This is a genomic window from Nonomuraea sp. NPDC050478 (assembly GCF_044458265.1).
Taxonomy (GTDB): Bacteria; Actinomycetota; Actinomycetes; order Streptosporangiales; family Streptosporangiaceae; genus Nonomuraea; species Nonomuraea ferruginea.
This window is the reverse complement of record NZ_JBITHT010000005.1, coordinates 656,842-675,990: the sequence shown is the minus strand read 5'-3', so window position 1 is coordinate 675,990 and position 19,149 is coordinate 656,842. Positions and strand designations below refer to the sequence as shown.

The window sequence follows — 19,149 nt, the reverse complement described above, 5'->3', positions numbered from 1 at the left end:
GGTCGTCGGCCGGGTGGAGCTGAGTGGGCGGGTGGAGCAGGGCCCGGCGGAGGTCTTGCAGGATGCGCAGGCCCTGGCTGGTCATGGTGAAGCCGCGCCAGCCGCGGGAGGCACGATCCAGCACTGCCCAGACCAGGGACACGCAGCTGCTCTCGCCGGGGAAGCGGCCGATGACCTTGACCCGGCGGCGGGTCTCGCCGAAGGGCGCTCGATGAAGTTGGAATGCCGTACGCGCTTGTGATGCTCGATCGGGGAGGGCAGGTATGTGGTCAGGCTCTGCCGATCGGCGAGCAGGCACTTGACCGCCGCCGGGTAGCGGCCGCCCCAGGCCTCGGCGAAGGCGTCGATGCGCCGCTGCACCCAGTCCACGAGCTGCTGGCCGGGCTTAACGTCATCGCCCAGCTCGCCCAGCTCGCCCAGCTCGCTGAGGTCGAAGATCTGCCAGTAGGCGGCCTTCACCTCGGCCTGGTCGCCGGCGCTGACCTTGGCCAGCACATTGCGGGCGCGATGCACCAGACATCTTTGGCGCAGCGAGCGGGACAAGACCTGCTCGGCCGCTGCGATGAGACCGGGCGCGCCGTCGGAGACGACGAGCAGCGGCGCTCGCAGGCCGCGGCTGGCCAGGTCGGTCAGGAAGTCGTGCCAGGCGTCGGTGGATTCGGATCCGGCGGCGGCCAGGCCGACGAAGACGGGCTTGCCGGCGGTGGTGATGCCCCAGGCGGCCAGGATCGGCTCGGCCCTGCTGCCGTCGTGCATCTTGAAGTGCGAGGCGTCCAGGAACAGGTAGTCCAGCTCCACCGTGCTGAGGTCGCGGCGGCACCAGGCGTCGTACTCGGCCACGATCGCCTGGCAGATGGTCGAGACCGTGGACTTGGACAGCGCGGCCTCGGGGCCGAGCGCATCAGCCAGTGCGCCCTCGACGTCACGCGTCGACAGGCCGCGCACGAAGGAGGCGATCACGAGCGTCTCCAGCGCGTGGGTGCGGGTGACGCCGGCGCCGAACAGGCGGGAGGCGAACTTGTCGGTGGTGCCGCGCAGCTTCGGCCGGGCGATGGTGATCGGCCCGGTGGTGGTCTTGACGGTGGTCGGGCAGTGCCCGTTGCGGTAACCGGGCCGCACCGTGCTCTGCTGGTCGTTCCCGCCGGCACCGGTGGCGGTGGCGGCGCGCTGGTAGCGGGCTCGGCCGAGGAACGCGTCCACCTCGGCTTCGACGGCGGTCTGGATGATCAGCCGGGCGCCGAGCCGGGCGACCTCCTCGATGACCTCGACCAGGTCACGACCTTCGGTGAACAGGGCGTCGATCTCGGCGCGGATGGCCTGAACGGGCGGTAGTGTGCGTGCCACGAGCGTAGGTCCTTGCGTAGTGCGAACTTTGGTCGGTTCCGCACGGCAACCTACGCTCGTTCACTTTTACACCGCATCTCGGACGCGACCGCATCCGCTTGGATGAGGCTCATGACTGCTCACGATGTGGCCCGCCTGCTGCCTGATATTCCGGTGCTTCGCGATCTATGCCGATCCATGGCGGTGCTGGAGGCCATCTTGAGCCCGGAATGGTCCAGTCGCTACCACTCCTTCGATGCGGGCTGGGCCCCTGGGGAGGAGATGGCCTCAATGCGTAACGGCTCGGGAGACGAGTACTCCATCGTCTTCTCCGCGGCGGGTGCGTATGTCCGCGGCTTCGGCCACGAGGCGGTGATGAGCCCGTACGGCAACGATGGGCCGTGGCCGGGCGTGCTCGACTTCGTGCCCGAGGTCTTCCGCCACTGTGTGGAGGAGCCGGCGTTCTGTGACGAGGACGGAATGCCGGTCGTGACTGTCTGCCTATGGCGGGAGGTTGGCGATGGTCGTTGGCGGGTGGGTGAGATTGGCTACCCAGACGGCGTGAGCGATCCCGATGGGGCGATGTGCCTGTTCGCGCGGCTCGTCGATTCGTCTCCGGAGGTGTTCCGGCGGTTCGCGGAGGACTACTACGAGGTACCCGTGGATCTCGATGCGGTGCGGCAGGTCTATGCTCTTCGTCCGCTGACGCAGGCGGTGGTCACCGCGCTGAACGCTGATCTTGCCGTGAAAGATCTCGCCGATGACCTTGCGGCAGCCCGGTATCCGTCCGTCGCCGGCTGACAAGCTGGAAGGACGACGTGGCCCTTGCCTAGCGGCGGAACTGGGTGGCAACAACGCCGAACTATGTTGGGCATGGCGGTGCTGTACAGCACCGCCATGCAGCAACACCGCCATACGCGACCGCGTGCTACCGATCGGCATGCACCGCTTGACCAGGGCGGGACGCTGCTGACAGGGCGTCTGCCTTTCCCTACGGATCAGAAGGTTAGGGGTTCGAGTCCTCTCGGCCGCGCACATCACAGAAGGCCCGTGACTAGGGGAAAACCTGGTGACGAGCCTGTGAGCTTCCTAGATCATCCGGATCACCTGCTAACACCGTTGCCAACAGGCGGCTTCGACACGGGATAGCGCAACTCACGTGTCCGCGAGCAAGGAGAGGCCGTTACCGTCTCCATCACAGCCGGGACCCAGGTAATCGCCCGCATGCCAACCGAACCCGAGCGCCGGCAACGCGGCATCGCCGAAGGCGTCCCCATCCTGGCCGCCACCGAGTCAGACAGCGGGGTCCGTAAGCTCTCGGCAGACAGGACCCTCCTCGAGGCCGGAAAGAAGTAGCAGTGTTAACACGCCAACCGGATAGCGCAGTGCGGCGTGGACGAGAAAGGGGATCGGACGCAGGGCCCTTTCGACACAGGGAGGCTCAACGGCTTCGACCACGCTGGTCTGGGCTGTCGGCCGGATGATCTAATACCGAGAGGCCGAACCCGATCTACGGGTCGCCCGCGGCTGATGCGCCGCGCGTTGGACTCGTACACGCTGAGCTGGACGCTGATGCGTGCGGCTGGCGTAGGCGCCTGTTAACGATCGGATCTCTTCGGGGTGGGCCGGTAATCCCTCTAGCTGGTCTGCCCGTCTTCGGAACGTTCCCGCGTCAATCACTTCGGAGTGCCGACGATGGCGTACCAGCAAGGCCCCCAGGATCCACGGCAGTGGCACACTCAACCGAGGCAGCAGCAGCCGTACTTCCAGCAGCCTCACGGCCAACCGCCGCCCGGATACGGTTACCCGCCCCCACCCCTGCCTCCGCGGAGGAAGTCCAATGCTGGGCTGATCCTTGTCATCATCGGAGCCGCCGCGTTGCTGCTGTTCGGTGGATGCGCGGCGTTGGTCGGCCTTGTCGGCGAGTCGCCGCAGGGCGCTGACACGATCGCCGCTACAGGGACGGATGCTGGACCGGCCGAGACATCTGGAGAAAAAGCGGAAAAACCGACCTCTACGCCAACCACGGCGTCGAGCAAGAAGAAGTTCGCGCCCGGTGACTACGAGGTTCTCTCACCGCGTGGGTTCGCCAAACTCGTAAAGAATCCCGACGCGTACACGGGTGAGAAATTCATCATCTACGGGGAAGTCACGCAGTTTGACGCTGCTACAGGCAACGACGTTTTCCGCGCAAATTCGGGTGAGAAGAAACTGCAGCCAGAGTACGGTTTTACAAGTTACGACCAAAACTCTCTGTTCGCTGGTTCCAAGGACCGGCTTAGTGACGTGGTCGAAGGCGACGTCTTTCAGGCATACGCGACTGTTCTTGGCAGCTATAGCTATGACACTCAAATTGGCGGAAATACCACAGTCCCGAGCTTTCGGGTAGACAAGATCAAAGTCTATGCAAGCACTAAGCAGTAGTGGTGTGCAACTGACGTTGATCGTTTACGCCTGGGCCGTGGTCTTCTGCTTGAGGCGTTCGTAGGGAGTCTGGCCACCGAGGCCACCATGGGGCATCGACCTCCGGTCGACGGGCCGCCTGGCCGACGAGCTGGACGAAGTCACCGAGCCCCCCGTCCAGCTCCGACGTCTCCCACGCGTACCGCACGTCCGCCCTCTCCCTTCTTCGGTGAGGTCGCGGCGCTTCCCCGGCGCCATGCCCGGACCGGTCAGCGGTGGACCGGTGAAGGGCCGTGCAGGAGCTGCCCGTCCTGGTCAGGGATGGTGCCGAGCTTGTCGACCTCCTGCGCCAGCCCTGCCAGCACGGCCCGCAGCTGCACCCGGGTGACGTCGGCGAAGGTGCGCAGGTAGGCGATCTGCCGCTCCAGTTCCTCGGCCTCGGCGCCGTGTTCGCCGCCGCGCGAGCGGTAGGCGCCGACCGCCTGGTCGGCGGCCTCCTCCGCCTGCCGCTGCGCCTCCGTGAGGATCACCTCGTACTGTTGGCGGGCTTCCCCCAGGATCCGCCGGGCGTAGTCCTCCGCCTCCGCGATCTGGACGTCGGCGGTCTGCTGGGCGCGGGAGAGGATGTTGATCGCGTCGACGCTCAGGGCCTGCTGGGGAGCGGCGTGCTCGACGCTGACGCCGTGGTCCTTGTACCACTGCTTCAGACGGTCGATGTACGCGCGGAGGTCCGCCTTCTCCTTGTCCCCGGCCGCCATGTCCTCCGCGACCCGGTACAGGAACGAGCGCACCTCGTCCTCGCTGTAGCCGCGGCGTCCGAGCGGTGTGCGCGAGAACTCCTGCTTGCGTACCCGATCCGGGGTGAGAGGCTGGCGTTCGCGCTCCGGGTGATCTCCCCAAGGCATCTCTGCCGTCATGACTCCCCGCCTTTGTCGCTCGTGAACTCGTCGAAGTGGATCCGCTCGGAGGGCACGCCCGCGTCCAGCAGTCGTCCGACGGTGCTCTGAGCCATCTCCGTGGAGCCGCAGACGAAGACCTGCTGGCCACGCCATGCCTGGAGCGCGACGTCCACGGCGTTGCCGCGGACGCCCCGGTAGAAGGGGTCGTTGGAGACGGCCGGGACGACGGTCAGCCAGGGGTGCTCCGCGGCCATCTTGGACAGCGCTTCGAGGTCGTACAGCTCCCGGGACGTCCGGGCGCCGACGACGACGTCGACTTTCCGTGACGGGCCTTCGTACATCACCTGTTCCACCAGCGCCTTCAGCGGCGCGAGGCCGGTGCCGCCCGCGATGAGGAGCAGGTCGCCGGTGATCTCCGGGGTGAGGCTCAGCCGGTCGCCCACGGGCGCTCCCACGCGCAGGACGTCGCCGCGCCGCGCGCCCATGACCAGGGCGGCGCTCAGCACGCCGCCGTCGACCATGCGGACGTGCAGGTCGATGGTGTTGTCCTGGCGCGGCGCGTTGGCGAAGGAGTAGAAACGCCAGACGCGCGGCCGCATGGGATGCGCGATCGACGCCGACTGGCCGGGACGGTAGCCGTACTGGTAGTTCAGCCGCGCCCTGATCACCGCGATGCCGAGGGCGGGGGTCTCGTGACTGATGATCTCGCCCTCCCACCAGGGCGGGGTGGTCCTGGACGCGTCCGCGGCGGCGTCCGTCATCACCTGGGCCACCAGGCTGTACGCCTTCGTCCAGTCCTCGGCGAGGGCGGGCGTCCACCGGTCGCCTATGAAGTGCTCCAGGGTGGCGAGCAGCGCCCTGCCGACGGCGGGGTAGTGCTCCGTCACCACGGCGAACTTGCGGTGGTCCCGGCCGAGCTGCTGCAGGAACGGGACCAGCTCCTCCACCCGGTCGACGTTGCTGACGATGTGCCCGAGCGCGCTGACGAGCCGGTCGCGCTGGCTCGCCATCGACACCGGGAACAGGTCCCTCGTCTCCGGGTTCATCAGGAACAGGGCCGAGTAGAAGTACAGCGGCACCTGGTCGCCAGACCGGGCGACGAGGCGCCAGCTGTCTTTCAGAGCTTGCGCGTCCACTCAGTCGGCCGTCTCTACAGGTTCGGCCACGATGGACGACTCCACCTTGTTCAGGGTCAGCACGACGTGCTGCAGGATCTCGTCCCCCACGCCGGCCCCCTGCAGCACCGAAAGCAGGATCTCGCCGACCTTCGCGTAGTGGTCGGCGGTGATGCCCATGCCGCGGTGCGCCTCCGCCAGGTCGCGGCCCTCGTACGGCTCGGGGCCGCCGAGGACGGAACACAGCAGCACCACCATGTGCCGCTTCAGCCTCGGCATGTCGATGCCGGCGAAGTAGGGCTTGAGGTCGGCGTCGTCGAGGACCCGCACGTAGAACAGGTCGACGACGTCGCGAACAGCCGGCGCGCCGCCGATCTGGTCATAGTAGGACGTCGAGGTTGTCACAGATCCTCCAAGGGGGCCAATGCGTCGCAGGACGCGGTCACGACTCGGGGCATGGTGAATAGACGCGCCCTGGCGCTCGGGGACACCGGAAGCCCGGGTGCCCGCGAGAAGGTGAGTGATGGTCGTGGGCTTCCTGCCGTCACCCTTCTTCGGAGCCAGAGCATCGGCGTCGAGACGGATGCCGTGACACGGGGCACGGCGGGGGCATCGCCTCAGACGCCTGGCCTATCTAAGCATGTCCCATACGCCACATGAACCCAGTTAGAGGCATTTTTGACTGCCGTCCCTCACGGACAGGCAACCTCCGATGTCCGACGGTGGAGGCGCCGATGAGCGTCCCGACCTCGGTGAACTCTCCCTCGCGACACACCGCGACGGAACCCTCACAGCGCACTCGCCGACGCTTAATCTGCAGAAACAGATTCATGTACGACGACCGCTGGATGTGGCGGCGGGCACCGAACAAAGGTTCGAGTGTCCTGGTGGCTTCCCGGCGAGCGAGCGATCGAAGGGCCTGACATGTCGAACCACTTCACCGGCCTCAGCCTCGGGCCACCACTGGGCGACCAGCGCCTCGATCTGTGCGACCTGTACGCCTTCCAGGCGCCCGGCGATCCGGGCAGGACCGTTCTCATCCTCAACGCCAATCCCAACGCGGACGCCCTGCACCCCGACGCCGTGTACCGCCTGAACATCGACAACGACGGGGACCTCCTGACCGACGTCGCCTTCAGCTGGGTCTTCAGCGAGCCGGCGTCCGACGGCTCCCAGACCTACAGCGTCTTCATGGCGACCGGTGCGGAGTCCCGCGACTTCGGGGCGGTGGGCACCAAGATCGTGTCGGGCGCCGCCGTCTCCTTCGGCCCCCGGGCCAACGTGGTCAGCAGCGGCGACTACCTGGTGGCCGCCGGCAGCCGCAGTGACGCCTTCTTCTTCGACTTCGACGGCATCAAGAACCTGTTCGACACCAGCGGCAAGCGGAACTTCACCGCACCGCATCTGGGCGGGAAGTCCCCGTGGACCGGCGTCGACTCCAACACCACGGCCAACGTCTTCTCCATGGCCATCGAACTGCCGACCGAGGAGCTGGCGCCCGAGCCCGCGTTGCGCGTCTGGGGCCGGTGCAGCGTCCTGCGCGACGGCGAACTCGTCCACGCGGACCGGGCGGGACACCCGTCGATGAGCAGCTTCTTCAACACCGACGACACGAAGGAGGAGTACAACGCCGGCGAGCCGGTCGACGACCGGGAGAAGTGGACGGACCAGTTCGTCCACCTGCTGGGCCACACCGGCGGCTACTCCCGTGAGGAGGCGATCGCCGCGATCGACGAGCACGGCCTCCTGCCGGACATGCTGCACTTCGACCCGGCCAAGCCGGCCGCGTACCCCAATGGGCGGACGTTCACCGAAGACGTCATCGACATCCGCGTCGCGTTCCTCACCAAGAACGAAGCGCCGCCCACCGGGCTGACGCCGCACACCGACACCCTGGACCGGTTCCCGTACCTCGGCGACCCGCACCCGGCCTCCTGACCGATCCCGCGCGCCCCCCGGACGCGGACACGAACCGTCCGCGTTCGGCGGCAAGCTGGCGGTATGCCGGACACCACCGCACGCGCGCTCGCGCTCCTCAACCTGCTGCAGACGCATCGGCACTGGACGGGCCCCGAGCTGGCGGACCGGCTCGGGGTCTCGCGGCGTACGGTGCGCCGGGACGTCGAACGCCTGCGTGACCTCGGCTACCGGATCGAGTCGGTTCCGGGGCTGGCCGGCGGCTACCGCCTGGAGCCCGGCGGTGTGATGCCGCCGCTGCTGCTCACCGACGAGGAGGCCGTCGCCATGGCGGCGGGCCTGCGCCTGGCGGCGACGCGGCAGCTCACCGACGGCGCGGACACGACGATCCGAGCCCTCGCCAAGCTCGAACGGGTCCTGCCCGCCGCACTGCGCGAACGGGTCAACGCGCTCGCCGCCGCGGTGCGACCAGCCGGGACAGGACCCGGGTCCGGGGTGTCCCCGGCCGTGCTCACCGAACTGGCGCTGGCCTGCCGGGACCACGAGCGTGTCCGCTTCGCCCACGTGTCCAGATCGGGGCCGTCGTCGCGCCAGGTGGAGCCGCACCACCTCGTGCCGTCCGAGCGGCACTGGTACCTGCTCTGCTGGGACCTCGATCGTGACGGCTGGCGTACGTTCCGCATCGACCGGATCGCCGGCGTGCGGCGCACCGGGGCGTTCTTCGAGCCGCGGCCGCTCTCGCACCGGCAGGTCGCGGAGTTCGTGGCCGTCGCGTCGTCATGGGGCAAGCAGGCGACCGACGCGACCGCGACGATGCGGATGCCGATCGAGCGGCTGCGTGATCTCTTCGGCGAGTGGGCGCAGGGCGCCGAGCCGGGGGACGCCGGCACCACGGTCTGGCCGGTGGGCGGCGCCGACTTCAGGGACACGATGTACGCCCTGTCGTGGATTCCGGCCGGCGTCGCGTACACCGTCGACCTCCCCGATCCCGCGCGCTCGGAGCTTCGCGAGGCGCTCGGGCGGATGCTGCGCGCCCTGGAGACGCCGCCGGACGCGCCCTGACGAACGCGGACGGGATGTGACCTCGTCTGCTGCGAGAGTGCGTGCACCGCTCATCAGGAAAGGAACCTCATGACCGCACGACCTCACGCGCCCGCCGGCTCCAACACGGTGAACCCGTTCGTCATCGCCGACGGGACCGCAGAGCTGATCGACTTCCTCATCGACGTGTTCGGCGCGACCGACGTGCCGGAGGCCTGCACGATCGACGAGGACGGGCTCATCCTGCACGCCGAGCTCCGTCTGGGCGACTCGCTGCTGTCGCTCGCCGACCGCAAGCCCGACTGGCCGTTCACCCCGGCGCTCACGCGTGTGTACGTGGACGACGTGGAGGAGACCTTGGCCCGCGCGGAGGCCCGCGGGGCGCGGATCGTCACGCGTCCGACCGATTTCTTCGGTGACACGCTCGCGCGGTTCCAGGACCGGTCGGGGAATCTCTGGTGGGTGTACCAGCACGATCCCGCGGCCGGCCATGACTGGGCCGCCGAGGCCGAGTCGTCGGACGCCGACGACTGGACGAGCTTCTCCACGCCCGGGCTGGAGTACATCCACGGGAGCCTGGTGAAGGCGATGCGCTCGCTCCGCGACCCGAGAACCCCGTAAGGGGCCCACTGCGGATCAAGAAGACCGGTCCCGGCTCCAGATCTGAGTGCATCGCGGAAGATCTTCGATGCCGCCGCCCTCCGGGATCATGCCCCAGAGGAAAGGGACCAGGTATCGGGGCGGCTCACCGAGAAGCCCGGCCAGTTCGTCCTCGGCGACGTCGAGGACGAACGCCGGGCCTGCGCGTCCCGGCCGCCATCCTCGCTCGACGGCCCGCCGGACACACCCGCCGACGAGGATCGGACGGACGGCGACTGTACGTTCCCCCCGCCAGTTGTCCGGCCGGGCGCAGGGGAGCGTCACCACGAGCACGCTCCCCGGCTCCTCGGCCCGCTCCACGGTGAAGCGGAGCGGCGTCCAGCCGTCACCCTGACGGCGGCCCGGCTTGCGGCGGACCCGCCAGCGGTAGACGGCGTCACCGACGGTGATGAGCCGCGACCCCTTCTCAGGCATCACCTCAGCAGCCTCCTCATCTCCGCATGAAGGGGACGGTGTACGTGGGCGGCCCATGCAGCATGGCGGTCAGGTCGTCATCGGTGAGTGCGAGGTCGAAGGCGTTGCCCGCTTGCCGTGGGTTCCAGCCGCGGTCGAGCGCCATGCGGACGGCGGCCTTCACGAGCGCCGGCCGGACGGCGGTGGCTCGCTCTCCCAGCCACGCGTCCGGCCTCGAACAGGGAAGTGACACCAGGAGCACGCGACCCGGCGTGTCGGCCGGTTCCACCGCGAACGTCATCGGGCCCCAGCCGTTCCCTTGGCAGTATGTGGGCTTACGGCGAACACGCCACCGGAACGCGGTGCCGTCGACGGTGACAGGCCTCGCGTACTTCTTCGGGATCGCCATAAGACCAACCTGCCTCGTGAGAGGGCCGAGGATCAGGCGCAACCGTAGCCCCCGCCCAGGCTCCCGGTCGACGGGTTTCGCCAGATCCTGCTCCGCAGGTCGGTGCCGCGGATGACCTGGACGCGCCAGGGGACCAGCCGGAGGACGTGCAGCCGGGGATCGGCGGGGCCGCTCCAGAAGTCGCCCAGTTCGTACCCCGCCCCGGGCGGGCTCCCTTGCCGGTAGAGGTCCCACACCCGCCGCGTGAGCTCCGGGTCGTCGGCCCATTCGGCCACGGTGTCCAGGCTCACCGCGTTCTGTCTGGGGCTCCAGTACGAGAACGTGGCGTGCGGATTGCCGGCCAGGTGCGCCGTCTTCACCGGGGTCTTGTAGGTGGCCAGCCAGCCGATCGGGCGGCCGTCGACCACCTCCCAGACCGGTATCAGGACGCGCGCCCGGGGGCGGCCCCGGGCGTCCACGGTGGTCATGGTGGCGTACACGATGTCGCCGACGTAGGCGGCGAACTGCTGCTCGATCTCACCGAACGAGGTCACTCTGGTCGTCATCGGTCACACCGAGGCCGGGACGGACACGCGGCCGGCGGTGCGGCGGCGGAGGCCGAAGGCGGTGATCAGGGCGCCGGCGGCGGCGGCCGCGACCGGGACGACGAGGGCGAGCCGCAGGGAGTCCAGCGTCGCCTCGGGCGTGCCGGCGTCGCCGAGCGCCGCGACGCTCACCGCGGTCACCGCCGACAGCCCGAGTGCGGTGCCGAACTGGATGGAGGTGTAGAGCAGGCCGCTGGCCAGGCCGTGCTCGTGCTCGTCGATCCCTTCGGTGGCGGCCATGGTCAGCGGGCCGTACGCCAGGGAGAACGCCACGCCGAGCAGGAGCATGGTCGGCAGCATGGCCGCGTACGTCCAGTCCATCCCGAGCGGCAGGAAGAGCGCGTAGGCCAGGGCGGCGACCACCAGTCCGCCGAAGAGCACGCGGGCGTTGCCGAACCGGTTCACCAGCTTCGGGGTGACCGTCGGCGCGAGGATCGTGTCGATGCCGATCACCAGCATGGCCAGACCGGTCTGCAGGCTGCTCCAGCCGCGCACCTCCTGCAGGTAGATGGTGACCACGAACTGGAAGCCGGCGAACGAGGCGAGGAACAGCAGCGCGCCCAGGTTGGCCCGCACCAGCGGGTGTGAGCGCAGGATGCCTAGCCGCACCAGGGGATGGGCCGCGCGTCGTTCGATCAGGACGAAGACGGCCAGCAGGGCGAGGCCCGCGGCGAACACGCCGATCGTGCCCGCGAGGCCGTCGCCGGGGTGCTCAAGCCGGACCACGCCGTACACCAGGAGCAGCATCGCGCCGGTGATGCTGAACGCGCCGGCCAGGTCGAAGCCGCCCGGAGGCCGCTCGGGCGCCTCGCTCTCCTTGAGCAGGACCAGCGCCGCGACGAGGATCACCGCCGCCAGGATCACCGGTGCGAAGAACACCCATCGCCAGCCGATGGAGGCCAGCAGACCGCCGGCGACCAGGCCGAGCACGTAGCCGCCCGAGGCCGTGCCGGCGTACACCCCGAGCGCCTTGGTGCGCTGCGGCCCTTCGGGGAAGTTGCCGGTGATCAGGGAGAGCCCTGCGGGCGTCATGAACGCGGCCGCGACCCCGGTCACGAAGCGGGCCGTCAACAGCGTCCACCCTTCGGTCGCGAAGCCCCCCAGACCTGAGAAGAGCAGGAAGACGATCAGCCAGAACAGGAACATCCTGCGGCGTCCCAGCAGGTCGGCGGCCCGGCCGCCCAGCAGCATGAAGCCGCCGTAGCCGAGCACGTAGGCGCTGACCACGCCGCTGAGCATGCCGGTGGACAGGCCGAGATCCGCCCGGATCGCCGGCAGGGCCACGTTCAGCATGGCCACGTCGATCCCTTCCAGGAAGATGGCGCCGGCGAGCACGAAGAGCACGCCCCACGAGCGTGGGGACATCGAGGTGGGCACGGTGCGGTCCTTTCACGAAAGCGGAACCGGCCCACAGTTCCTCGACCGCCTGCCGGTTCCTTCTTGTAACCAGCAGAATCGTCGAGCATCATGAAATGTCATGGAAGACGGCACTTCTGAGTTCCTCGGTCACTGCGGGGATACCGGCGACGACTACGACGTTCTCCAGTGGGACACCCGGGAGGACTGCGAGGTCCGGCAGATCCTCGACCGCGTCGCGGACAAATGGTCGCTGTTGGTCATCGCCCTGCTCGACCGGCGCAGCCTGCGCTTCACCGAGCTGCGCCGCATGATCGACGGGGTCAGCCAGCGCATGCTCACCCGTACGCTGCGGCACCTGGAACGCGACGGGCTGGTCAGCAGGACCGTCCACCCGACCGTCCCGCCGCGCGTCGACTACGAGCTCACCTCGCTCGGCACGACCCTGCACTCCACCATCCGCGAGCTGGTCACCTGGACGGAGACGCACCAGAACGAGATCGCCGCCGCCCGCACCGCCTATGACGCCCGCGTGCTCGCCGAGAAGCGGGCGGCCGAGGCGGAGGCCGCCGACCGGGCCGAGATCGCCCGCACCGCCCTGGCGAGCACCCGCTGACGGCGCGGACCCCGGAAAAGAGGTTGCGGGCCGGCATCGGCGTGGGGAGGCTTCCTCGGATGAGGATGCACGCCGGCCAGCTGACGGTGACGACCGAGACGGTGCGCGCGTTGATCGACGCGCAGTTCCCCCAGTGGCGCGGCCTGGACGTCAGGAGCGTCGCCTCCGAGGGGACGGTCAACGCCGTCTTCCGCGTCGGCGACCGGCTGGCCGCCCGGTTCCCGCTGGAGCCCGGGGACGTCGACCGGACGCGGCGATGGCTGCGGGCGGAAGCGGAGGCGGGCCGGGAGCTGGCGGGCCGGACGCGGTTCCGTACGCCCGAGCCCGTCGCACTGGGTGAGCCGGGGGCGGGCTATCCGCTGCCGTGGGCGGTGCAGACGTGGCTGCCCGGTGTCGTGGCCACGGACGAGGACCCGGGGGAGTCGGCGGCGTTCGCGCGCGACCTGGCGGAGCTGATCGAGGGACTGCGTGCCGTCGGCACGCGGGGCCGCACGTTCGCGGGCGGAGGCCGGGGAGGCGACCTGAAGTCCCACGACGCGTGGATGGAGACCTGCTTCAGGAACAGTGAAGGGTTGCTCGACGTCCCCAGGCTGCGGCGGCTGTGGGACTCCATGAGGAGCCTGCCGCGCGAGGCGGACGACGTGATGACCCACGGCGATCTGATCCCCGGCAACGTGCTCGTGGCGGACGGGCGGCTGGCGGGGATCCTGGACGTCGGCGGGTTCGGGCCGGCCGACCCCGCGCTGGATCTCGTGAGCGCGTGGCACCTGCTCGATCCGGGCCCTCGGCGGGTGCTCCGCGACGAGCTCGGCTGCGACGACCTCGAATGGGAGCGGGGCCGGGCGTGGGCGTTCCAGCAGGCGATGGGCGCGGTCTGGTACTACGCGGAGAGCAACCGGGCCATGAGCCGGATGGGCCGCCGCACCCTCGACCGCATCCTGGGCGGCTGAGCCGTCAGCCGTAGGCCGCGAGGAACACCTCCACCGCCTGGCCGGCGATGCTCTCCAGCTCCTCGGCCGCGGGACCGGCGGGGGTGCCGGCGAACATCACCTGGTTCATCGGCTTGTACATGACCAGTCCGGCGAACTGGTAGGCGGCCAGCGTCTGGTCAGGCAGGTTCCGCAGCAGCCCGCGGTCCTCCAGGCGGCGCAGCGTCTCGCCCAGCATCACCAGCGACTGGTGGAAACCGTGCTCGAACCACGCCCCGGAGATGTCGGGGAACCGGTCGGCCTCGGCGATGACCAGGCGGCGCAGCCGCAGGACGTCCGGCTGGGTGAGGTTGGCGAGGAGGGCGCGGGCCAGGTCGTGCAGGGCCTGGCGCGCGTCGGTGGCCCGGTCGAGGTCGGTCGCGACCTGCCTGAAGCCGTCCATGAGCTGGGCTGTGGTGCCGAGGATGATCTCGGTGAAGAGGTGCTTCTTGTCCGCGAACTGCTTGTAGACGGTCTGCTTGGACACCGCGGCCTTGGCGGCCACCTCGTCCATGCTCGCTCCGAGGTAGCCGTTCTGCAGGAACACCTCGGTGGCCGCGTCCAGGATCGCGCGCCGCTTCCTGGCCGTGCGACCGGTCTCGGGCCCGGCGCCGCTCTGCTGTGGGTCCACAACACCTCCTTAAGGCTAGGCAGGGATAGTACTGGACAGTTCCGTACGGAAGCCAGTACTGTACCGTCCAGTTCCGGAGATGAAGGAGAGTAACCATGGGCACGGTCCGCTCGAAGGACGGCACCATCATCGCTTTCGACGCCGTGGGCGAGGGTCAGCCGCTGGTCATGGTCGACGGCGCCACCTCCCACCGCGCCGTCAACCCGCTGGGCGCCGAGGTCGGGGAGCTGCTGCGCGACGGGTTCCGCACCTACACCTACGACCGGCGCGGGCGCGGCCAGAGCACCGACACCGCCCCGTACGCGACGGAGCGCGAGATCGAGGACCTCGCGGCGATCATCGCCGACGCCGGAGGGCCCGCCATCGTCTGCGGGTTCTCCTCAGGCGCGGCCCTGGCCCTCGACGCCGCGGTGGCCGGGCTGCCGATCAGCCGGCTGGTGGTGTGGGAGCCGCCGTTCATCATCGACGACACCCGCCCGCCCCTGCCGCCGGACTATGTCGAGCGGCTCGACGAGGCGATCGCCCAGGGCCGGCCCGGCGACGCGGCGGCGCTGTTCTTCACCGCGGCGGTCGGCATGCCCGCCGAGGTCGTCGACGGTTTCCGGCAGAGCCCGTTCTGGGCGGCCGTCGAGGAGGTCGCGCACACGATCGCCTACGACGGCCGGTTCGTGGCGTCTGCGATGGCGGGCAATCCGCTGGACGAGGACCGCTGGGCCGCGGTCGACGTCCCCGTCCTGGCCATGCACGGCGACGGCACCGATCCGTCGCTGATGGTCGGCGCCCGCGCCGTCGCCGAGCTGCTGCCGACCGCCACGCTGCAGGTCGTCAAGGGGGAGCAGCACGGCGTGGCCGCCGACGTGCTCGCCCCGGTGCTCAGGCGGTTCGCCGAGACCGGCTGACGCGGCGGACGTCAGCCCGCCGCCACGGGCAGGAACAGGGGCCCGGCGGCGGCGCGGCTCTCGTCGCTGATGGGCGTGGGGCGGAACGTGACCGGGTCGAGGTTGACGTTGGCGCGGTAGCCCTCGGCGTGGGTGATCTCATGATCGGGGGACAGCACGAGGAAGCCGTACACCACGCTGCTGCGCCCCATGCGCTCGATCCAGAGACGCACCGCCAGCTCGCCCGCCCCCATGACCGGCGCCTCATAGGAGATCTTGAACTCGCGCACGGCGAAGGACACGTCCTTGAACGCCGACGTGGCAGGATCGGGCGACCAGCCGAGCCTGGTCCAGTAGGCGCCGATCGCCCGCTCCACCAGCAGGGCGTAGCGCGAGTTGTGCAACAGGCCCATGACGTCGAGGTCGTCGAAGTGGACGTGGACGGACTCGTAGTGTCCTTCGTCGGTCATTCAATCCTCCGGTAGCAGTGCGGGGTCGGGGCAGAGGGCGCGCAGCCTCTGCAGGACGGCGCGGCGGGCGTGCTCGACGGCCCGGTGGTCGTCGAGCAGGCGGGTGTGGGTGACGGCCAGCTCGCCGAGGGCCTCGATCTCGTACGCGAGCTGCCCGGGATCGACGTCGGGCCGGAGCTCGCCCAGCGAGATCGCTTCGGCGACGAGCCTCCGGATGAACGCCAGCCAGTCGCGCAGCGCCTGGGAGACGCGTTCGCGCACCTCTCCCGGCCGGTCGTCGAACTCGGTCTGCGCCGCCAGGAAGAAGCACCCGCCGGGCAGCACCCGGTCGGCGTAGAAGCGCAGCCGCAGCTCGTGCAGCGCGAACAGCCTCCGGACGCCCGCCGGCGCGCGCAGCGCGGGAGAGATGATCTGCTCGGTCCACTGGCGGGCCGCCCAGTCGACGGCGTCGAGCTGGAGCTGCTCCTTGTCGCGCCAGTGGGCGAAGAAGCCCGACTTGCTGATGCCGAGCGTGGTGGCCAGCCGGCCGAGCGAGAGCCCGTCGAGGCCCTCCACGGAGGCCAGGCTCACGGCCTGATCGAGGATCGCCTCCCGGCTCCGCTGGCCGCGCAGCCGGCGGCCGTCGTGTGTCATACCGGCAGACTATATGAACGACCGGTCGTTTACCTAATCAGGTCTTCCTCCTGTTAAACCGGGCTGATGGTGGATAAGGAGGAAACGACGGTAAAGACACTGATCAAGGGAGATGCGCATGCTGCGTCGGAGGAGTCACAGGTCGATGCTCGCGGCCGCCGCGATGGTGGCCGTGCTCGGGTTGACCGGCGCCTGCGGAGGCGGTGGCGACGACGGCGACGACGACCCGGATGTCGTCAACACCAACCAGCAGAACGACGACCAGGACGACGGCCAGGACGACAACGACCAGGACGGCGACTGACCCGGGAGCCGGGAGCACGGCCGCCGGATCAACCAACCCCCTTGATCCGGATATTTCCGGATTCGCTTCTGGCGACGATCGTCCGATCGCTCCTGGCGCTCTTCAGCTCGGAGCGTTCGGACCCCTCGGCGGACTCGGCGGTGATCGCGTACTTCTCGCGCGGCACCGCCACCGTCACCCCGCCCTCCCGCGACCGGGCGTCCAGCTTGACGGGCGCGACGGCGAAGGCCAGCGCGATCGAGCCGCTCACCGTCCGGGCCCGCACGTCGGCCGACTTGAGGCCCGAGCCCTTGATCGGCTCCTCGCCGCCCAGGAGGCGCAGCCTGCCCGACGTCCCTTCGGCCGTGATGGGACCGCGGGTCGAGACGTCCGCGTCCTGGTCGAGGTTCTTCAGGATGACGCCGTCGTCGGAGCCGTCGACCACGAGCCTCGTCCCCGGCGGCACCCGTACGTGGTAGCGGGCGCCGCAGGTGCCGAACACCATGGTGCAGTCGGCGCTCAGCCGGAGCACGCCCCCTCGGAACGACCAGGAGGCGTTGCCGTCCCTGGCCGCCTTCCCCTCCAGCCACCGGTCGACCCGGACCTCGCCGGCCGTGCCCGGCAGGAAGCGCAGGCCGCCCACGGAGGACTTGACGACCAGCGTCGCCCCTGAGTGGGCGAACGCCCGCGCGGAGTGCGTCTCGGTGTCGTCGAAGGTCGCGCCGCAACCGGCGAGCCCGGCCATCCCGGCGATCACCGCTGCCACTGTCAAGGTCCGCTTCATGCTTCCGATCGTGGCCGGGGCGCCGGTGGGCGCGGATCGGCCGTCCGGCCGATCGCCGTCCGCCTTTCGGCCAGATCCCGGTACGGGTCAGAGCGCGGTGAGGAGGGCCTCCACGTGGGGGACCGGGTCGGCGGCGACCGGGCGGACCAGCACGGTGCCGGCGCCCGCCGACCACAGGGCCCTGACGTGCGCCGCGGCCTCCTCGGCGGTGCCGACGGCGCTCGCCACCTCCTCCGGCGGCACGCCCAGGAACTCGGCCTGGCCCTCGGCCACGTGGGCGGGGAAGCCCGGCCCGACGTGCAGGTAGGTGAAGGCGGCGAGCTCGTGATCACCGGTGGGGGAGATCTGGCCGAGCGCCTGCCTGACCTGGTCGGGACCGAGGCCCTCGGGCAGGATCGTGCCCTGCGCCACCCGTCCGGACAGGGCCAGCGAGCGGGGACCCTTGACGCCCGCCAGCACCGGCGGGACCTCACGCGGCGGGTGCACCAGCGACAGCCCGTCCAACTGGACCGACCGGCCCGCCATGGTGACCGTCTCGCCCCTCAGCAGCGCCCGTACGGAGGTGATCGTCTCCTCCAGGAGGGCCAGCGGCGACGGCGGCGCGGCCCCCGCCTGGGCCATCCACGCCGGCACCCCGTGGCCGATCCCGGCGGCCAGTCTGCCGGGGTGCAGCCGGGCCAGGTTGGCCAGCTCCATGGCCAGCAGCATCGGGTTGCGCAGCGGCGCCGGGGCGATGCCGATGCCCACGCGCAGCCGGGAGGTGACGGCCAGGGCGGTGGCGGCGGAGGAGACGCCGCCGGTCCAGCCCAGGTCCTCGACCACCCACAGGTCGTCCACCCGGTCCAGGGCGTCGAGCGCCCGCGCCACCGGCACGAGCCGCTCCGGCGGCAGATCCCGGTCGAAGATCACACCAAGTCTCACGAGGACATCCCATCACGGAGTCGCCAGTAGTAGCGGTGCAGGCGGCCGGCCTCGGAGTATCCGGCCCGCAGGAACGCCGCCGCGGTCGGGGCGTTGGCCACGTCGGTGGCGGCCACGACGCGCTGGACCCCGGCCTCGGCGAGCGTGCGGGTGCCGTGGGCCAGCAGGTCGTCGACGTAGCCGTGGCCGCGATGATCCGGCACCACCCCGATGTAGGCGATCGAGTGGTCGTCGGGCGCGACCAGGCCGACCGGCTCGCCGTCCAGACAGCCGATCACGAACCAGCCGGGCTTGCCCTTGCGGTTCATCAGGTCGTCGTACATCCAGCGCGCCTCGTGCTCGGCCCCCACCGTCGCCAGCTCCACCCGGGTGTCGTGGTCGAGCGACCCGTACGAGATGCGCACCAGCAGGTCGAGCACCTCGGCCGGGTCGAGCTCCCTGGCCGGGCGGTAGGTCAGCCGGCCGGGGTCGGCGGGCAGGTCGCCGCCTGGCCGCCATTCGAGCAGCAGCCGCTCGACCTCCAGCGCGAACCCGGCGCCGGTCAGCGACTCGTGCTCGACCGCACGGTCGATGAGCGGCGACAGGCCGGACGGCAGCGAGATGTCATGGATGACCTTCGGGACGCCGGCGGCGGCGAGGGCGCGGCGCAGCAGGCGCGAGGCGGCGGCCGGGTCGGGGCCGGCCGTGAACTGCCAGACGATCATCGGCTCCGCGCCGGCGAAGGGCGCCCAGAACGCCAGCCGGACGGGCCCGTCAGTGAAACACCACTCCGGCCGGGTCCTGCCCTCGTCGTGGGCGGCCACGAGCTGGGACCGCGCGGGCTCGGGGAACTCCTCGAACAACGCCAATGCCTCCACAGGAGAAC

General features: G+C 70.0%; 23 protein-coding genes. 9 read left to right on the top strand and 14 right to left on the bottom strand.

From position 1 onward, the window contains the following. Nucleotides 1–81: 81 nt before the first annotated feature. On the bottom strand, nt 82–1,344 hold the full coding sequence (locus ACIBF7_RS27990) for an IS256 family transposase (protein ID WP_364225571.1): 1,263 nt from the start codon (nt 1,342–1,344) through the stop codon (nt 82–84). 111 nt (nt 1,345–1,455) lie between these two features. On the opposite strand from ACIBF7_RS27990, the gene ACIBF7_RS27985 reads away from it, so the two are divergent. Together ACIBF7_RS27985 and ACIBF7_RS27980 are read left to right on the top strand one after the other, a co-directional pair. Next, nucleotides 1,456–2,124, top strand: coding sequence for a hypothetical protein (locus tag ACIBF7_RS27985; protein ID WP_364225574.1), 669 nt, complete (start codon nt 1,456–1,458; stop codon nt 2,122–2,124). A gap of 1,077 nt (nt 2,125–3,201) precedes the next feature. Continuing rightward, nucleotides 3,202–3,747: a hypothetical protein gene (locus ACIBF7_RS27980; protein ID WP_364225577.1), complete on the top strand. Its 546-nt coding sequence runs from the start codon at nt 3,202–3,204 to the stop codon at nt 3,745–3,747. Between the two features lie 248 nt (nt 3,748–3,995). Here ACIBF7_RS27980 and ACIBF7_RS27975 read toward each other — a convergent pair whose 3' ends face one another. Genes ACIBF7_RS27975 through ACIBF7_RS27965 form a run of 3 tightly spaced genes read right to left on the bottom strand, consistent with a single transcriptional unit; the run spans nt 3,996 to nt 6,145 of the window. Further along, nucleotides 3,996–4,643, bottom strand: a complete 648-nt coding sequence (locus tag ACIBF7_RS27975) for a DivIVA domain-containing protein (protein WP_364225580.1) — start codon at nt 4,641–4,643, stop codon at nt 3,996–3,998. Next, nucleotides 4,640–5,761 carry a globin domain-containing protein gene (locus ACIBF7_RS27970; RefSeq protein WP_148037035.1) on the bottom strand — a complete coding sequence of 374 codons (1,122 nt, stop codon included), beginning with the start codon at nt 5,759–5,761 and terminating at the stop codon, nt 4,640–4,642. The genes ACIBF7_RS27975 and ACIBF7_RS27970 overlap by 4 nt, the downstream gene beginning before the upstream one ends. Next, the gene (locus ACIBF7_RS27965) at nt 5,762–6,145 is read right to left on the bottom strand and encodes a group 1 truncated hemoglobin (RefSeq protein WP_148037036.1); all 384 of its coding nucleotides are present in this window, start codon (nt 6,143–6,145) and stop codon (nt 5,762–5,764) included. A 519-nt stretch (nt 6,146–6,664) separates the two neighbouring features. Here ACIBF7_RS27965 and ACIBF7_RS27960 point away from each other — a divergent pair. The 3 genes from ACIBF7_RS27960 (at nt 6,665) to ACIBF7_RS27950 (ending at nt 9,319) form a co-directional block, all read left to right on the top strand. After that, on the top strand, nt 6,665–7,678 hold the full coding sequence (locus ACIBF7_RS27960) for a DUF4331 family protein (protein ID WP_397198508.1): 1,014 nt from the start codon (nt 6,665–6,667) through the stop codon (nt 7,676–7,678). Between the two features lie 63 nt (nt 7,679–7,741). Beyond that, nucleotides 7,742–8,719 (top strand): helix-turn-helix transcriptional regulator, encoded by a 978-nt coding sequence (locus tag ACIBF7_RS27955; protein WP_397198507.1) that lies wholly within the window; start codon nt 7,742–7,744, stop codon nt 8,717–8,719. Between the two features lie 69 nt (nt 8,720–8,788). Beyond that, the gene (locus tag ACIBF7_RS27950; RefSeq protein ID WP_397198506.1) at nt 8,789–9,319 is read left to right on the top strand and encodes a VOC family protein; all 531 of its coding nucleotides are present in this window, start codon (nt 8,789–8,791) and stop codon (nt 9,317–9,319) included. A 15-nt stretch (nt 9,320–9,334) separates the two neighbouring features. On the opposite strand, the gene ACIBF7_RS27945 is transcribed toward ACIBF7_RS27950, so the two are convergent. Genes ACIBF7_RS27945 through ACIBF7_RS27930 form a run of 4 tightly spaced genes read right to left on the bottom strand, consistent with a single transcriptional unit; the run spans nt 9,335 to nt 12,121 of the window. After that, nucleotides 9,335–9,772 carry a hypothetical protein gene (locus tag ACIBF7_RS27945; protein ID WP_378525253.1) on the bottom strand — a complete coding sequence of 146 codons (438 nt, stop codon included), beginning with the start codon at nt 9,770–9,772 and terminating at the stop codon, nt 9,335–9,337. A gap of 16 nt (nt 9,773–9,788) precedes the next feature. Continuing rightward, nucleotides 9,789–10,160 (bottom strand): hypothetical protein, encoded by a 372-nt coding sequence (locus tag ACIBF7_RS27940; RefSeq protein ID WP_378525251.1) that lies wholly within the window; start codon nt 10,158–10,160, stop codon nt 9,789–9,791. Between the two features lie 32 nt (nt 10,161–10,192). After that, nucleotides 10,193–10,705 (bottom strand): pyridoxamine 5'-phosphate oxidase family protein, encoded by a 513-nt coding sequence (locus ACIBF7_RS27935; RefSeq protein ID WP_397198505.1) that lies wholly within the window; start codon nt 10,703–10,705, stop codon nt 10,193–10,195. Between the two features lie 3 nt (nt 10,706–10,708). Then, nucleotides 10,709–12,121, bottom strand: coding sequence for an MFS transporter (locus ACIBF7_RS27930; RefSeq protein ID WP_397198504.1), 1,413 nt, complete (start codon nt 12,119–12,121; stop codon nt 10,709–10,711). Between the two features lie 100 nt (nt 12,122–12,221). On the opposite strand from ACIBF7_RS27930, the gene ACIBF7_RS27925 reads away from it, so the two are divergent. Then, on the top strand, nt 12,222–12,716 hold the full coding sequence (locus ACIBF7_RS27925) for a winged helix-turn-helix transcriptional regulator (protein WP_397198503.1): 495 nt from the start codon (nt 12,222–12,224) through the stop codon (nt 12,714–12,716). Nucleotides 12,717–12,775: 59 nt separating this feature from the next. Then, entirely contained in the window at nt 12,776–13,666 is an 891-nt protein-coding gene (locus ACIBF7_RS27920) for an aminoglycoside phosphotransferase family protein (protein WP_397198502.1), read from the top strand. Nucleotides 13,667–13,670: 4 nt separating this feature from the next. Here ACIBF7_RS27920 and ACIBF7_RS27915 read toward each other — a convergent pair whose 3' ends face one another. Continuing rightward, complete coding sequence (locus tag ACIBF7_RS27915; protein WP_364225611.1) at nt 13,671–14,315, bottom strand: TetR/AcrR family transcriptional regulator; 645 nt, start codon at nt 14,313–14,315, stop codon at nt 13,671–13,673. A 95-nt stretch (nt 14,316–14,410) separates the two neighbouring features. Here ACIBF7_RS27915 and ACIBF7_RS27910 point away from each other — a divergent pair, with 95 nt between their 5' ends. After that, complete coding sequence (locus ACIBF7_RS27910) at nt 14,411–15,214, top strand: alpha/beta fold hydrolase (RefSeq protein ID WP_397198501.1); 804 nt, start codon at nt 14,411–14,413, stop codon at nt 15,212–15,214. Nucleotides 15,215–15,225: 11 nt separating this feature from the next. Here the strand turns inward: ACIBF7_RS27910 and ACIBF7_RS27905 are convergent, their stop codons facing one another. After that, a complete protein-coding gene (locus ACIBF7_RS27905; protein WP_148037048.1) occupies nt 15,226–15,663 on the bottom strand; it encodes a thioesterase family protein in 438 nt (145 codons plus the stop codon). Next, a complete protein-coding gene (locus ACIBF7_RS27900) occupies nt 15,664–16,296 on the bottom strand; it encodes a TetR/AcrR family transcriptional regulator (RefSeq protein WP_271276925.1) in 633 nt (210 codons plus the stop codon). Nucleotides 16,297–16,414: 118 nt separating this feature from the next. Between ACIBF7_RS27900 and ACIBF7_RS27895 the strand changes: the two genes are divergently transcribed. Next, nucleotides 16,415–16,600, top strand: a complete 186-nt coding sequence (locus ACIBF7_RS27895; RefSeq protein WP_148037050.1) for a hypothetical protein — start codon at nt 16,415–16,417, stop codon at nt 16,598–16,600. Between the two features lie 28 nt (nt 16,601–16,628). Here ACIBF7_RS27895 and ACIBF7_RS27890 read toward each other — a convergent pair whose 3' ends face one another. The 3 genes from ACIBF7_RS27890 to ACIBF7_RS27880 all read right to left on the bottom strand — a co-directional run bounded on the left by ACIBF7_RS27890 (nt 16,629) and on the right by ACIBF7_RS27880 (nt 19,141). Then, the gene (locus ACIBF7_RS27890; protein WP_271276923.1) at nt 16,629–17,363 is read right to left on the bottom strand and encodes a hypothetical protein; all 735 of its coding nucleotides are present in this window, start codon (nt 17,361–17,363) and stop codon (nt 16,629–16,631) included. Between the two features lie 87 nt (nt 17,364–17,450). Beyond that, nucleotides 17,451–18,284: an LLM class flavin-dependent oxidoreductase gene (locus ACIBF7_RS27885; protein ID WP_364225619.1), complete on the bottom strand. Its 834-nt coding sequence runs from the start codon at nt 18,282–18,284 to the stop codon at nt 17,451–17,453. Further along, entirely contained in the window at nt 18,281–19,141 is an 861-nt protein-coding gene (locus ACIBF7_RS27880) for a GNAT family N-acetyltransferase (RefSeq protein WP_364225622.1), read from the bottom strand. Before ACIBF7_RS27880 ends, ACIBF7_RS27885 begins: the two co-directional genes overlap by 4 nt. Nucleotides 19,142–19,149 lie beyond the last annotated feature (8 nt).

What these genes read in the sequence shown, in the direction of transcription:
- ACIBF7_RS27960 (WP_397198508.1), top strand. Translation starts at nt 6,665, where the DNA reads ATGTCGAACCACTTCACCGGCCTCAGCCTCGGGCCACCACTGGGCGAC.
- ACIBF7_RS27925 (WP_397198503.1), top strand. Translation starts at nt 12,222, where the DNA reads ATGGAAGACGGCACTTCTGAGTTCCTCGGTCACTGCGGGGATACCGGC.
- ACIBF7_RS27940 (WP_378525251.1), bottom strand. Translation starts at nt 10,160, where the DNA reads ATGGCGATCCCGAAGAAGTACGCGAGGCCTGTCACCGTCGACGGCACC.
- ACIBF7_RS27975 (WP_364225580.1), bottom strand. Translation starts at nt 4,643, where the DNA reads ATGACGGCAGAGATGCCTTGGGGAGATCACCCGGAGCGCGAACGCCAG.
- ACIBF7_RS27955 (WP_397198507.1), top strand. Translation starts at nt 7,742, where the DNA reads ATGCCGGACACCACCGCACGCGCGCTCGCGCTCCTCAACCTGCTGCAG.
- ACIBF7_RS27945 (WP_378525253.1), bottom strand. Translation starts at nt 9,772, where the DNA reads ATGCCTGAGAAGGGGTCGCGGCTCATCACCGTCGGTGACGCCGTCTAC.
- ACIBF7_RS27905 (WP_148037048.1), bottom strand. Translation starts at nt 15,663, where the DNA reads ATGACCGACGAAGGACACTACGAGTCCGTCCACGTCCACTTCGACGAC.
- ACIBF7_RS27935 (WP_397198505.1), bottom strand. Translation starts at nt 10,705, where the DNA reads ATGACGACCAGAGTGACCTCGTTCGGTGAGATCGAGCAGCAGTTCGCC.
- ACIBF7_RS27895 (WP_148037050.1), top strand. Translation starts at nt 16,415, where the DNA reads ATGCTGCGTCGGAGGAGTCACAGGTCGATGCTCGCGGCCGCCGCGATG.
- ACIBF7_RS27910 (WP_397198501.1), top strand. Translation starts at nt 14,411, where the DNA reads ATGGGCACGGTCCGCTCGAAGGACGGCACCATCATCGCTTTCGACGCC.
- ACIBF7_RS27950 (WP_397198506.1), top strand. Translation starts at nt 8,789, where the DNA reads ATGACCGCACGACCTCACGCGCCCGCCGGCTCCAACACGGTGAACCCG.
- ACIBF7_RS27890 (WP_271276923.1), bottom strand. Translation starts at nt 17,363, where the DNA reads ATGAAGCGGACCTTGACAGTGGCAGCGGTGATCGCCGGGATGGCCGGG.
- ACIBF7_RS27920 (WP_397198502.1), top strand. Translation starts at nt 12,776, where the DNA reads ATGAGGATGCACGCCGGCCAGCTGACGGTGACGACCGAGACGGTGCGC.
- ACIBF7_RS27900 (WP_271276925.1), bottom strand. Translation starts at nt 16,296, where the DNA reads ATGACACACGACGGCCGCCGGCTGCGCGGCCAGCGGAGCCGGGAGGCG.
- ACIBF7_RS27985 (WP_364225574.1), top strand. Translation starts at nt 1,456, where the DNA reads ATGACTGCTCACGATGTGGCCCGCCTGCTGCCTGATATTCCGGTGCTT.